Below are 13,209 nucleotides of genomic sequence, written 5' to 3'. Positions count from 1 at the left end.
TTTACCGACTTTACGGATATGCTCGCAGCAATCGGGGAAGGTCAAAACGCGCCAGGGCCGCAAGCACGCCAAGCCTTGACGCTGTCTAGTCCGCCCCGTCCATCAGCCGGGCCGCCGCCGCGCGCGCCTCGTCGGTGATGGTCGCGCCCGAGAGCATGCGGGCGATTTCCTCCAGCCGGTGATGATCCTCCAGCGGCGCCACGCTGGTGGCGGCGCGCGCGCCCTTGTCGGCCAAATCCTTGGAAATGCGCAAATGCTTGCCCGCCCGCGCCGCCACCTGCGGCGCGTGAGTCACCGTCAGCACCTGAACCTTTTCCGCCAGTCGGGCCAGTCTTTGGCCAATGGCGTCGGCCACCGCGCCGCCTGCGCCCGAATCAATCTCGTCGAACACCAAAGTGGGCGCCGAGCCGCGATCGGCCAGCACCACTTTCAGCGCCAGCATGAAGCGCGACAACTCGCCGCCCGACGCGACTTTCATCATCGGGCCGGGGCGGGCGCCGGGGTTGGTCTGCACCCAAAACTCGATCTTCTCGGCGCCATCGGCGTTGGCGCCCGCCTCGTCCGGCGTGATTTGCGTCGAAAACCGCGCTCGCTCCAGTTTGAGTGGCGGCAATTCGGCGTTGACGGCCTTGTCGAGATCGGCGGCGGCCTTTTTCCGCGCCTTGCTCAGCGCCGCGCAGCATTTGCGGAACTCCGCCTCGGCCGCCGTGCGCTCGACCTCCAACTGCTTCAAGCGGCTTTCGCTTGCGTCGAGCGTCGAGAGTTCTCCAGCGATTCGTTCCGCCAAAGCCGACAGGCTTTCCACGGGAGCGCCGTATTTTCGCGCGGCGGCGCGCAAGGCGAACAGCCGCTCCTCCACGCGCTCCAGTTCACGCGGGTCGAAACGCGCGTCGCGCAAGGCCTGGTCCAGAACCTGTTGCGCATGGTCCAACGCATTGAGCGCGGCGTCGAGCGCCTGCAGGCAGGGGTCGATCAGGGCCGGGGCTTGCGACTGACGGCGGTCAAGCCGCCGCAACACCCCCGACAACAGCGCCAGAGGCGAGCGGTCGCCGGCCACGGTGTCCTGTGCGTCGCGCAGGTCGCCGAACACTTTTTCCGCCTGCTGCATCGCGGCGCGTTCGCCGGCGAGGCGCTCTTCCTCTCCCGGTTCCGGCCGCAGCTTGGAGAGTTCGTCGAACGAGTGCCGAAGGTAATCAGCCTCCCGCCGCGCCAGCTCGATCTTTTCCCGCTCGTCGCGGAGCAGGTTTTCCGCCCGGCGCCATTGCACATGGGCCGAGCGGGTCGATTCGGCCTGCGGGTCGAGGCCTCCGAACGCGTCCACCAAGGCGCGGTGCAAAGCGGGATCGGCCAGCGCCCGGTCGTCATGCTGGCCGTGAATCTCCACCAGTTCGCGCCCGATGGCGCGCAGCGTCTGCACCGAAACCGCCTGGTCGTTGACATAGGCGCGGCTGCGCCCGTCGGCCATTTGCACGCGGCGCAGGATCAGGTCGCCATCGACGGAAATTTCCTGGTCGGCGGCGATCTGCCGCGCTGGATGGTCCATGGGCGGGTCGAAAACCGCCGTCACCTGGCCCTGTTGCTGGCCCGCGCGCACCAGCGAGCCATCGCCGCGCCCGCCGAGCGCCAGCGAAAAGGCGTCGAGCAAAATGCTCTTGCCCGCGCCGGTTTCGCCGGTGAGCACGGTCATGCCGGCGGAAAAATCCAGCTCCAGCCTGTCAATCAGGACGATATCGCGAATCGCGAGCTGGACAAGCATTCTATCCTTCCAACGGCAACGGGCTCAGCTCATTCCGACCTTGCGGAAGATTTTGGAAATCCACGAATCCTGGCTTTCCCGCGGCGACAGGCCCTGGCCTTTCAGCCGGTCGTAGGCGTCCTGGTAAAACGGCGAATTCGGATAATTGGCGCCAAGCACTGCGGCGGCCGTTTGCGCCTCCTGCGTCACCCCGATGGCGAGGTAGCATTCGGTCAAGCGCTCCAGCGCCTCCTCGGCTTCCCGGGTGGTCTGGTACTTGAACAGCACCTCGCGGAAACGGTTGATCGCCGCCGCAAAATTTTCCTTCTGCATGTAATAGCGTCCGACGTTCAACTCATAGGCCGCGAGCTGGTCGCGCGCCACCTGCAGCTTGTAACGCGCGTCGGCGGCATATTCCGATTTCGGGTATTTATCCATCACCGTTTGGAAATACTTCATCGCCCGGGACATGCCCGTCTGGTCGCGATGAACGTCGGGCATATTCTCGAACAACGCCTGTCCTGCGAGATAGGTGGCGTAGGCCGCCTCGGGCGTGTTGGGATAAAGCGACACATAGCGGTCGGCGGCGCTGGTGGTCTCAGTCGTCTTGCCGTCGCGATAATTGGCGTAGACCTCCATCAGCAACGACCGGCGGGCCCATTGCGAGAAGGGGAATTTTTTCTGCAGGTCGCCGAATTTTTTCCCGGCGCCTTCGTAGTCGCCCTTTTCCAGGCGAGACAGGCCCTCATTGTAAAAATGATCGGCCGGGACCTGCGGATCAAGCTTCTGCTCGTATTTGGAGGGGCCGAACGGGTTGAGATCGTCCAGCGAAAAGGCGAGCGCGGGCGCGGCGGGAACAGCCAGCGCCGCGGCAATAAGCAATTTCAGGCCTAATTCGCGTTTCGGAGTCATCATGGGGCTCTGGAAAGTTTGCGCATCGCGCCTCGAAAGAGCGCGCCTCAACGCTTGTTTAACGGATGTCGCGCCTCGGCGCTACTGCGGCGCACGGGTTCCACAAAGGCCGAGATTTTGCGGCGAATTTAAGTCAAGCAGGCAACAAAAAGGGCGCCGGCCTGACGGCGGCGCCCGGATCGGCGCTGAGAGCGCTCAGTTGCGCTCCGGCATGAAGGCGGGGCCGACGGCCAGGCCGAGATCGGCGCGGGCGCCCTCGCGGTGCGGAACCGGGGCGTCGACAAAGCGCCAGGCCTTCTTGTCGGCGAACAGGGCGTCGAGCACGGCGACATTCATCTTGTGGCCGCCGCAATAGGACTGGTAGGCGCCGATCAGCGGCGCGCCGGCCAGCGCGAGGTCGCCCACAGCGTCGAGCATCTTGTGGCGAACGAACTCGTCCACATAGCGAAGGCCCTCGGGGTTAAGGATGCGGTCGCCATCGATGCCGACGGAATTTTCCAGCGAGGCGCCGAGCGCGAAGCCCATTTTCGTCAGCTTTTCCACGTCGGAGAGAAAGCCGAAGGTGCGGGCGCGGGCGAGGTCGCGGCGGAACGACTGCGGCTCCAGATCGAGAATTTTGCGCTGTCGGCCAACCACGGGATTGTCGAAATCGATCTCGACGTCGAGCCGGAAACCGGAGGCCGCGGGACGCAGTTCCGAATAACCGCGGCCGTGCTCGATGCGCACGGTCTTGAGAATCTTGATATAGCGGCGCGGCGCGTCGAGCGAAACCAGGCCCACGCTGTCGATGGCCTCGACGAAAGCCGCGGCCGAGCCGTCCATGATCGGGGTTTCCGGACCATCGACCTCGATCAGGCAATTATCGACGTTCAAGCCGCGCAAGGCGGCGACGAGATGCTCGATTGTGGCGACGAGATTCTTGCCGTCTTCGCCAATGACCGTGCACAGATCGGTCATGGTGACTTTGGAATGGAGCGCCGCGATGCGGCGGCTCACGCCATTGGCGAGGCCGGTGCGCTGGAACACCAGGCCGGCGCCGGCTTCGGCGGGATTGAGGACGAGGCGAACGGGCTTGCCCGAATGAACACCAATGCCTCCGGAGACGACGACGCGATTCCGAAGCGTGGTCTGTTGGGTCGACTTCATGCGCATCCCGATCTTTTCTCGCCCCGCCACATCCGCGGGAACATCCTGTTTCTGGCCGGTTTTCGCCATGTTTCGCTCAGAGGGCGACCCTGAGCGCGGCGCGCCGGAGTTGGGAGTTGGCCGTAAGTTCCCTTGGAAACGCCTGTGTTCCCGAGGGTTTCGACAGCGGCGCAAACGCGATGTGCTGCTCCACGGCTAGAAGGTAACTTTGGGCGTCGGTCAAACCAAATCAAACTTTCTTACGCCCCTGTTACAAATTTAACCGTCTTTTCGTCACGACCTTGCGTCAGCATCTTGACAGTGATTCGCCCTCACAAGTCTTGCCGATTAACGAATTCTTCACAACTCCTCAAGCTACAGGGTCGAATCAATTATGGCCCAGGTGTGGAGAACCCACGCCGGACCGTTCTGGCCTCGATCAAGTCTGTGACACAAAAAAACCCGCCTCTCGGCGGGTTTTTCGCGGGTTCAGCTATCGGTCAGAACGCTCAGCGGCTCTGCCGGCGCAGGAAGGCCGGGATCTCCAGCTGGTCGTCCTCGGCGCGGGGCAGGGGGCGGCCATGGACGTCAACGGCTCCGGCCGGGCGCTGCTGCGGCGGGCGCTTGGCGTATTCGGCGTGAACCGGCGACGGCTGCTGTTGCGGCGCGTAGCCGGGGGGCGCCAGCGCCGGTTGGGGCGCGGCCGCGCCCTGGTGGGCGCGGAGTTCCTCGGCGCGGCTCATGCCGAAATTGGCGAGCCGCTCCAGCAGGGTGCGCCGCTTCGTTTCCGGCTCCGTCTCGCCGGCCGCTTGCGCGCGCATCAGGCTTTGGCCCGGCAGCGGCAGGTCGTCGATGCTGGGCATGCGGCGGGCTTGCGGCTGTTCCGCAGCCGGCGGGATGTAGACCTGCGGCGCTTGCGCGGAGGCGTCGCGGCGCGGTTGCGGCGCGGGGACGGGCTCGCGGTAGGGCTGCGGCGCGACGCGGGTGATCTGCACGTCGGAATGATGCGGCGCGTAGCCCTGGGGCTCGCCCGGGGCGGGATAAGCGGGCGCATAGGCTGGCGCCGGCGCGGGCTCGTAGGAGGGCGCCGGGGCCTGTTCCTGCATCGGGGCGGCTTCGAGCGGCGACATCTGCATCTGCGCGGTCGATTGGCCCCGGGCGTTGGCGGCGGCCTGTTCCGCGCGGGCGGCGGCCTGGGCCGAGGCCTGGGCGCGCAGGCGCTCGCCGGCTTCGGCCAGGCGCTGGTCGTTGGCGTCATAGACGCCGAGCGGCTTGTCGATCCCGGTGGCGACCACGGAGACGCGGATGATGCCGTCGAGGCTCTGGTCGAAGGTGGCGCCGAGGATGATGTTGGCGTCCTCGTCCACTTCCTGGCGGATGCGGCTGGCGGCCTCGTCCACTTCATAAAGAGTAAGGTCGTTGCCGCCGGTGATGGAGATCAGCAGACCGCGGGCGCCCTTCATCGACACTTCGTCGAGCAGCGGATTGGCGATGGCGGCTTCGGCGGCCAGAATCGCGCGGCGGTCGCCGGAGGCTTCGCCCGTGCCCATCATCGCCTTGCCCATGTCGCGCATGATGGCGCGCACGTCGGCGAAGTCGAGGTTGATCAGGCCTTCGCGCACCATCAGGTCGGTGATGCAGGCGACGCCGGAATAGAGCACCTGGTCGGCCATGGAGAAGGCGTCGGCGAAGGTGGTCTTCTCGTTGGCGACGCGGAACAGGTTCTGGTTGGGGATGACGATGAGGGTGTCGACAGCCTTGTGCAGCTCCTCGATGCCGTCGTCGGCGACGCGCATGCGGCGGGCGCCCTCGAACTGGAACGGCTTGGTCACCACGCCGACGGTGAGGATGCCCATGTCGCGGGCGGTGCGGGCGATGACGGGGGCCGCGCCGGTGCCGGTGCCGCCGCCCATGCCCGCCGTGACGAAGCACATATGCGCGCCGGTGAGGTGGTCGCGAATTTCTTCCAGGGCTTCTTCGGCGGAGGCGCGGCCGATTTCCGGCTGCGAGCCGGCGCCCAGGCCCTCGGTGACCTGCAGGCCCATCTGGATGATGCGCTCGGCTTTGCTGCTGGTCAGCGCCTGCGCGTCGGTGTTGGCGACGATGAAATCCACGCCCATTAGGCCGGAGGCGATCATGTTGTTGACGGCGTTGCCGCCGGCGCCGCCGACGCCGCAAACCATGATCCGGGGCTTCAGTTCGCGCAGTTGTGGCGCCTGCAGGTTTAGTGTCATCGTCAGCCTCTTGTCCTCGCCAGGTCTGGGCAGCGGTTGATAGGTCCCAAGCTGGTATGATCCAGCCCGAATATCGTTAACATTTCGTTGACGCCGTTAACTTTTTGTCCACTTCCGTCCATCGCCTTACGGAAGCGTTTAGGCGTAAATCGCTGAAGTCTCAGAAACTTTCCTTCAGCCAGCGGCCCACGCGGCCGAAATATCCGCCGCCTGTGGACTGGACCCGGCCCGAACGTCCCGGCTCAAAATACTCGCCGGCGGCGAATTGCGGATAGATCAGCAGGCCGACCGCAACGGCGAATCCGGGGTTCTTGGCCGAATCAGGCAGACCTTGCACGCCGAGCGGCCGCCCGATGCGGATCTGGCCGCCGAGAATGCGCCGCGCCGCCTCGGGCAGGCCGGTGAGCTGGCTGGCGCCGCCGGTCAGCACCACGCGGCGCCCGGCGACCGGATGGCCGGCGGCGTTGAGCCGGTCTCGGGCGAGTTCGAGAATCTCCTCCACACGCGGCGCGATGATGCGGTTGAGATGCGCGCGGGGGATGTGGGCGGGATTGTCGCGGTCCTCCGCCACCTGGACGATGGGCAGGGTCTCGCGCTCGTCGGAGGGCGAGGAAATGGCGCTGCCGTGCAGCGTCTTCAGCCGCTCGGCGTCTCGCAGCGGAATGTTGAGCACCCGGGCGATGTCCATGGTGACGTGGCGCCCGCCGAGCGCGACGGCGTCCACATGAGCGAGCCGGTTGTCCTGGAACACGCCGAGGCTCACCGAGCCGCCGCCCATGTCGAGCACGATGGCTCCGAGCTGGGCCTCGTCGTCCACCAGCGCCGCGAGGCCGGCGGCGTAGGGCGTGGCCACCACGGCCTCCACCGAAAGGTGGCAGCGTTCCACCGCCAGCATGAGATTGCGCAGGGCGGCGGAATCGGCGCTGACCACGTTGAAATGCGCGCCAAGCCTCTCGCCCATCATGCCGCGTGGGTCGCGGATGCCGCCGGCGCCGTCGAGCGAAAAGCCGTTGGGCAGGCTGTGCAGCACCGCGCGGCCCGGCTGCGCCGTGCGCAGGGCGGTGGCCTCCAGCACGCGATGCAGGTCGGCGACGCTGACGCCCGGCCCGTAGATCGGCACGGCGGCGTCGAAACAGGCCGCCGCCAGCCGCCCCCCGGCGTTGGCGACGATCACGCTCTCGATCTGCACCTTGGCCATGCGCTCGGCGGCGTCCACCGCCAGCCGCACCGAGGCCTCGGCCTCCTCCATATTGACGATGACGCCGGCCTTCACCCCGCGCGAGCGCTGGTGGCCGATGCCGAGAATGCGGGCGCGGTGGGTGCGGCCGCGCAAAGTGTCGGAAGCTTCAACCGGGTCGAGCCGGGCGATCAGGCAAACGACTTTGGAGCAGCCGATGTCGAGAACGCAGAGCGTGGTGGCCTTGCGCGGCGAAATCGGCTTCAGGCGCGGCAGGACGAGAGGCTGGGTCATTTGGGCGCTCCCTTGCGCGGGGCGTGGGCGGCCGCGCGGGCCGCGGCGGCCTCTTCCGTCAGTCGCACGAACAGACGGCCCGGCGTGCGAAAATCAAGCGAAACTATGTCCTTTTCCAGGATATGGCTCTCGTCCTCCAGTCGCGCAAGCTGCCGCAGGGCGGTCGCCGCGTCGGTTTCGGGCAGCATCACCTCGACGCCATTGGCCATGGCCAGCGTCCAGCGGCGCTTGGAGACGAGCATTCCCGCGCGCACCTTCTCGCGCAGGTCGCCGGCGGCGTTGAGCAGGGCCAGATATTCGTCGATGCGCTCGTTGGCGTCCTCGCCCACCACGAAGGGCAGCCGGCTGTGACGCGCGTTGCGGAACTCGTCGATCGGCGCGCCGTCGGCGGCGACGATCCGCACGATTCCGTCGCGCTGCCACACCGCATAGGGCGTGCGCTCGGTGATTTCGAGGATCAGCCGGTTGGGCAGCAGCTTGCGCACATGGACGTTCTTGACTAGCGGCGTGGCCATCAGCCTGTTGCGCACGGCGTCGGCGTCGAGAAACGGCAGGGACTGCTGGCCGTTGAGACCGGCGTCCTTCAGCAATTGCGTTTCGCTCAGTTCGATCTGGCCGGTGATGGTCACCGTGTCGATGCCAAGGCCGACGGCGCGGGCGACAATGTCGGCTGGCGCGCCATTCGCCTTGACGAAAACATCATATTCGCCGCCGAGATAGGCGCCGTACAGTCCGACGCAAGCGAAGAAGCCAAGCACCAGCGTGGCGCCGACGCCGGGCAGGGCGGCGAAGCCGGCGAACCGGACGCGCCAGCCGCCGCGCTGACGCTGACGCTGGCGCGCGCGGGGAAACATGCGCGCTTCGGCCTGACGCACGGCCGCCGACGCGCCGGCGTAAGCCGGAGCCCCCAGGCTGGCGGGCGCGCCGGCGTAAGCCGGAGTCGCCTTGGGCGCCAGTCCAAATCGCGTCAACGATCGCAGGAAGCGTCCTGCACCATCCATGTCACCAACTCGCCGAATGTCATGCCCGCATGGGCGGCCATTTCGGGCGCAAGCGAGGTCTCGGTCATGCCGGGCTGCGTATTGACCTCCAAGACGACGATTTCGCCCGAACCGCCGGGCGTGTCGTCATATCTGAAGTCGGTTCGGCTTATGCCGCGACAGCCGAGCGCCTTGTGCGCCTTGAGCGCCAAGTCTTGAATCTTTAAGTAAATATTTTCTTTAATTTTCGCAGGAAGTTCATGAATCGAGCCGCCTGGCGTGTATTTTGAATCGAAATCGTACCATTCGCTTGAAACCGACTTGATCTCGGTGACGCCGAGAGGCCGGTCGCCCAGCACGGCGCAGGTTAATTCGCGCCCGGCGACGTAGCGTTCCGCCAGCATGAGGTCGCCGTGAGTCCAATCAGGCCGCAGCAATTCCTGCGGCGGATGCGAGCAGCCTTCCTTCACGATGAACACGCCATAGGATGACCCTTCGGACACCGGCTTCAGCACGTAAGGCGGCGGCAGCACATGGGCCTTGGCCGCCTCGAACCGCGTCACCGTCTTGCCCGCCGGCACGGGAACGCCGGCGGCGGCCATCACGCATTTGGCCTTGTCCTTGTGGGCCGCCAGCGCCGAGGCCAGCACGCCGGAATGGGTGTAGGGGATGCGCAGGGTCTCCAGCAGGCCCTGGATGCAGCCGTCCTCGCCGCCGGGGCCATGCAGGGCGTTGAGCGCGACATCGGGCTTGAGGGCGGTGAGCGCGTAGGCGATTTCGCAGCCGACGTCGAGGCGGCTGACGCGATACCCTTCGGCCTCCAGCGCCTTGGCGCAGGCCTCGCCGGAGCGCAGCGACACGCTGCGTTCGCTCGACAGACCGCCCATCAGCACGGCGATATGTTGGCTCATGACGATTCAACTCCCATTGCGGATTTGGTCCGCCAAAGACGGCTGCGGGAGCCAAATGGCAAGGAATTTTTGCAAATTCCGGCCGCGACTCCGCCCGCGCGCGGCGAAAAGTGAAAATTCTGCGAGGCGCCAGATATTGTTCATGCTATGTTCCACGTGAAACGGTTTTGGCGCGCGTTATTCGTCAATGGTCTGTTTTTAAATAGTCTTTTGTCTTGAGCGCCGGGCGCGTCCGCGAAAAATCCGTGGGGTGGGATCGCAGATGTCGTACGCAACCGGACGCGTGTGCGTGCGGAATCGCGCGTTTTTTGACGAAAATTCGCGCGAATTTCACAGGAATCAGCGGATTGTTTATGATTTTGAGCAAAAGCGACGCAACCGAGAATTGAAATTTCGGCCCTCCGCCCTGCGGCGGTCTTCGGCGCGAAGCGGCGGGAGGGCAGGGCGCCATCTGGTCTCTTTTCGGTCGCTCGGTTCCGGCAGGATAATCAACGTGATGACAATGCTTCTCGTCATTGCGTTCAACGTGATTAGAATGTGTAATTCTTGAGAAACATGTCCAGAATTTCCATGATATTCAATGAATACGGCTTGCCACCAAGAAGTTTTCCCTATAGCCACGCCCGAGCTTCAAGAGAGTTTCGGGAAAATGACGGGCGTGAAACAAGGCTCCCCACCGTTCGCGCCAGCCCCGTCGCGCCCGCGCGCCATTTTCGAGATTTTCCGCCAATTGGCGCGATACACGCGCTCCGTCGGCCCGCGCAAGGCGCGAAGGGTGGTGGTTCAGGCGTTTCTACGCCCCCGGCCCTTCGCCGCGTGGCTGCAAGAGATCAATGACTATCGCGACAGCCGCCGCCTCAGTGAAAGCGGTTTGCACTTTTTTGCTTGGCGACCATTAAGAGCATGGTTGCGGCCTGGTCTTGGCTTCGAGCAACGGCTGGCGCTGGCGCGCTCGCATCACGCCTTGATCGCCCAAACCGCGCCCGCCGCCATGCTCGAACGCCTGTGGGCGCTGCAAGACATCCGGCTTGGCGAAGTGCATGGCCGCAGCGGCTCGGTTTTCGAACTTTGGCTGACGCGCTCGATCTACCCGCACGAGGGGTATTTGCAGATCACCATCAATCGCGCCGACCAGCGGGAGGGCTGGGCGCCGCCGCTGGCCCGGCTGACGTTTTCCCTCGCCGCGACGGCGGACACCGGCGGCCGCAAAGCCTTGTTGATCGGCGGTTTGCAAGGGGGGCCGCGCGAGGTGAGCAAGACCGATGTGGTGGCCGCAACTCGTGCGCTCAAGGGCCTGCGCCCGAAGGCCGCCGTCGTCCTGGCGGCGCAAGCCTTCGCCGATTGCGCCGGGTGCGACGCGATCCTCGCGGTTTCCAATACGAACCAGTTGATTAATTTAAGGCAGAAACGAACGCGCCTGCGCAAGCTGGCCGATTACGATTCGTTCTGGCGCGAACGGGGCGGCGCGCCCGACGATTGGCTGGGCTTTGAACTTCCGCTGCTCGCGCAGGATGCGCGCGCCGAAAGACGGGCGATCGTCGAAACCGTTCGCCAGGCGTTGGCGCCGACGAGACCCTCCGAGAGGGATGAGCGGGCATCCCTGGTCCTTGCGGGCGGCGCGCAGCCGTGAACGGCTGGCGCAGGCCGCCGGCGCCGAGGGGGGCCGCGATCCGCCGCGCCGGTCCTGAATAAAAACCCCGGCGTCTCCGCCGGGGTTCAATTTTAGTCGGCGCGCGAAGCGACCGCCACGCGGGGCGGGTTGTCGAGACGCTTGTCGAGATATTCCCCGACCGCGACCATCAGCTCGTCCACGCGATTCTCGAAGAAGTGGTTGGCGCCTTCGACCAGGGCGTGTTCGATCACGATGCCCTTTTGCGTCTTCAGCTTCTCGATCACGCTGGTGACTTCCTTGACCGGCGCCACCCGGTCCTGGTCGCCATGGACGAACAGGCCGGACGAGGGGCAGGGCGCCAGGAAGGTGAAGTCGAAGCGGTTGGCCGGCGGGGCGATGGAGATGAACCCCTCGATTTCCGGCCGGCGCATCAGCAATTGCATGCCGATCCACGAGCCGAACGACACGCCTGCGATCCAGCAGGCGCGCGCCTCGGGGCTGACCGCCTGGGCCCAGTCGAGCGCGCTGGCGGCGTCCGACAGCTCGCCCGCGCCATGGTCGAACGAGCCCTGCGACCGTCCCACCCCGCGAAAATTGAAGCGCAGTACGGAGAACCCGCGCTCGGCGAAGGCGTAATACAGCTGGTACACGATCTGATTGTTCATCGTCCCGCCAAATTGCGGGTGGGGATGCAGAACAATGGCCAGCGGAGCTCCGCGCTGCTTGGAGGGATGGAAGCGGCCTTCCAGCCGGCCGGCGGGGCCGTTGAAAATCACTTCAGGCATGATTTTTCCTTGACCATGATTTAATCCGGGGCATGGTTGATCCTGATATAAGGGCGCAAGGCCGCTTTCTTACATAGAGGGCGACTGGAAACGCAAACATTTTCGCGTAAAGTTGGAGATTCGCGTGCTGGTGGTCATTCGCTTCTTCGCTCTGGCGACGTCGGTCGCCAGCGTCCATCTGCTCGATGGCCTGGCCTTTGCGGCTCTGGTGTTCGGCGCCCTGATCGGTCTGCTGGCCGTGCGCTTTTATTGGCTGGCGCTTCCCGCCGCCGGTCTCGCCAACCTGTCCAACCTGATTTACGCCGAAAGCACGGGCGCGGGAAAGATGGAAGGCGCGCTGGGCCGTTTCCCTGTGGAATTCCCGGTGTTCCTTGTGTTGACCGTGCTCGGTTTTCTGCTGGGAATCTGGGCGCGCCATGTGCTTTACGCGCGCAGCCAGCGCAGCGCGGCGCAAAGCGCCAAGACGCTCCCGCCCGACGACAAGATCGAGGAGTAAGCGCGCGGCCTATCCCCGCACGAACTCTGCGAACGCCGCCAGTTGCTTGGCGATGAACGCCTTGGTTCCCTCGTCGGTCAGGTCGCCGCTGTCCTTGTCGAACTTGCCCATCGCGCCGCCCACCATCACCTCCGGCGCGTTGAACACGCGCCCGTCGAGGAACACGAACGACTGACGCAGTTGATATTGCATGCGCGCGCCGCCGAGCGCGCCGGGCGAGGCGCTCTGGATCAGGATCGGCTTGGCTTTGAACGGCTGTTGCGGCAGGCGCGACAGCCAGTCGATCGCGTTCTTCAGCGACCCCGGGATGGAATAATTATATTCCGGCGAGACGATGATCACGCCGTCGGCGGCGGCGATGGCCTCGCCCATGGCGGTCACGGCGGCGGGAATCCCCTCCGCCTGAAGATCGGCGTCATAATGGGGAAAATCGCCCACCGAGCCGAGCGCGGAGACGCGCACGCCCGCGGGCGCCAGTCCGGGCAGGGCGCGGGCGATCCCGCCGTTGAAGGACGCCTTCCGCAAACTGCCGAGCAAAGTGACGAAATGAAGATCCTGCTGCGCCATGACCGCTCCTCGAAAAAGGCGGCGACCGGCGCCGCCTCTCGATAACGGTCAAGGCCGCGTCCGGGTTCCGTCCGGCGCGGGTTTTCGCGCGGCTCAGGCGGCCGGATAGACGAACAGGAAAACGGCGGCCTCATAGATCAGATAGATGGCGAAGCCGATCGTCATGACCAGGCCCTGCTTGCTGCGCAAGATGAACGCGGCGGCGATGGTGGCGAGCAGGGGGATGATGCCGGCGAACCTGAGATTGCTGATCATGTCAGCCGAGGCGGCGATTCCGAAATGGTCCAAGACAAGTCTCCTTCATTCCCGGCGCGCGGGTGTCGTAAGGCGACCTTTCTCTAGCGCGGAAAGCCCTGGTCAAGCCAGTCTTTTGCGGGGGCG

The 13,209-nt window shown here is 65.3% G+C and carries 12 protein-coding genes; 2 read left to right on the top strand and 10 right to left on the bottom strand.

Features of this window, described 5'->3' with window-relative positions; all coding sequences use genetic code 11:
• Nucleotides 1-85 precede the first annotated feature (85 nt).
• The 7 genes from recN to CFB24_RS02990 form a co-directional block, all read right to left on the bottom strand.
• Nucleotides 86-1,756 (bottom strand): DNA repair protein RecN, encoded by a 1,671-nt coding sequence (gene recN / locus CFB24_RS03020; protein ID WP_088519064.1) that lies wholly within the window; start codon nucleotides 1,754-1,756, stop codon nucleotides 86-88.
• A 24-nt stretch (nucleotides 1,757-1,780) separates the two neighbouring features.
• Nucleotides 1,781-2,647 (bottom strand): outer membrane protein assembly factor BamD, encoded by an 867-nt coding sequence (locus CFB24_RS03015; protein ID WP_244593115.1) that lies wholly within the window; start codon nucleotides 2,645-2,647, stop codon nucleotides 1,781-1,783.
• Nucleotides 2,648-2,842: 195 nt separating this feature from the next.
• Nucleotides 2,843-3,793 (bottom strand): UDP-3-O-acyl-N-acetylglucosamine deacetylase, encoded by a 951-nt coding sequence (gene lpxC, locus CFB24_RS03010; protein ID WP_088519505.1) that lies wholly within the window; start codon nucleotides 3,791-3,793, stop codon nucleotides 2,843-2,845.
• Between the two features lie 488 nt (nucleotides 3,794-4,281).
• A complete protein-coding gene (ftsZ, locus tag CFB24_RS03005; protein WP_088519062.1) occupies nucleotides 4,282-6,006 on the bottom strand; it encodes a cell division protein FtsZ in 1,725 nt (574 codons plus the stop codon).
• A gap of 160 nt (nucleotides 6,007-6,166) precedes the next feature.
• Complete coding sequence (gene ftsA, locus CFB24_RS03000; RefSeq protein ID WP_088519061.1) at nucleotides 6,167-7,477, bottom strand: cell division protein FtsA; 1,311 nt, start codon at nucleotides 7,475-7,477, stop codon at nucleotides 6,167-6,169.
• Nucleotides 7,474-8,448, bottom strand: coding sequence for a cell division protein FtsQ/DivIB (locus CFB24_RS02995; protein ID WP_245295399.1), 975 nt, complete (start codon nucleotides 8,446-8,448; stop codon nucleotides 7,474-7,476). The genes ftsA and CFB24_RS02995 overlap by 4 nt, the downstream gene beginning before the upstream one ends.
• Nucleotides 8,445-9,368 carry a D-alanine--D-alanine ligase gene (locus CFB24_RS02990; protein ID WP_088519059.1) on the bottom strand — a complete coding sequence of 308 codons (924 nt, stop codon included), beginning with the start codon at nucleotides 9,366-9,368 and terminating at the stop codon, nucleotides 8,445-8,447. The genes CFB24_RS02995 and CFB24_RS02990 overlap by 4 nt, the downstream gene beginning before the upstream one ends.
• 580 nt (nucleotides 9,369-9,948) lie before the next feature.
• Here CFB24_RS02990 and CFB24_RS02980 point away from each other — a divergent pair.
• The gene (locus CFB24_RS02980; protein WP_088519057.1) at nucleotides 9,949-10,998 is read left to right on the top strand and encodes a DUF535 family protein; all 1,050 of its coding nucleotides are present in this window, start codon (nucleotides 9,949-9,951) and stop codon (nucleotides 10,996-10,998) included.
• Between the two features lie 92 nt (nucleotides 10,999-11,090).
• Here CFB24_RS02980 and CFB24_RS02975 read toward each other — a convergent pair whose 3' ends face one another.
• Nucleotides 11,091-11,765, bottom strand: coding sequence for an alpha/beta hydrolase (locus tag CFB24_RS02975; protein ID WP_088519056.1), 675 nt, complete (start codon nucleotides 11,763-11,765; stop codon nucleotides 11,091-11,093).
• 124 nt (nucleotides 11,766-11,889) lie between these two features.
• Here CFB24_RS02975 and CFB24_RS02970 point away from each other — a divergent pair, with 124 nt between their 5' ends.
• On the top strand, nucleotides 11,890-12,261 hold the full coding sequence (locus tag CFB24_RS02970) for a hypothetical protein (protein WP_141098328.1): 372 nt from the start codon (nucleotides 11,890-11,892) through the stop codon (nucleotides 12,259-12,261).
• Nucleotides 12,262-12,270: 9 nt separating this feature from the next.
• Here the strand turns inward: CFB24_RS02970 and CFB24_RS02965 are convergent, their stop codons facing one another.
• Together CFB24_RS02965 and CFB24_RS02960 are read right to left on the bottom strand one after the other, a co-directional pair.
• Nucleotides 12,271-12,828 carry an NADPH-dependent FMN reductase gene (locus CFB24_RS02965; RefSeq protein ID WP_088519054.1) on the bottom strand — a complete coding sequence of 186 codons (558 nt, stop codon included), beginning with the start codon at nucleotides 12,826-12,828 and terminating at the stop codon, nucleotides 12,271-12,273.
• Nucleotides 12,829-12,921: 93 nt separating this feature from the next.
• Nucleotides 12,922-13,116: a hypothetical protein gene (locus CFB24_RS02960; RefSeq protein WP_088519053.1), complete on the bottom strand. Its 195-nt coding sequence runs from the start codon at nucleotides 13,114-13,116 to the stop codon at nucleotides 12,922-12,924.
• Nucleotides 13,117-13,209 lie beyond the last annotated feature (93 nt).

It is taken from the genome of Rhodoblastus acidophilus, from assembly GCF_900187365.1.
Lineage (GTDB): Bacteria > Pseudomonadota > Alphaproteobacteria > Rhizobiales > Beijerinckiaceae > Rhodoblastus > Rhodoblastus acidophilus.
This window is presented reverse-complemented; position numbering and strand designations above follow the sequence as displayed.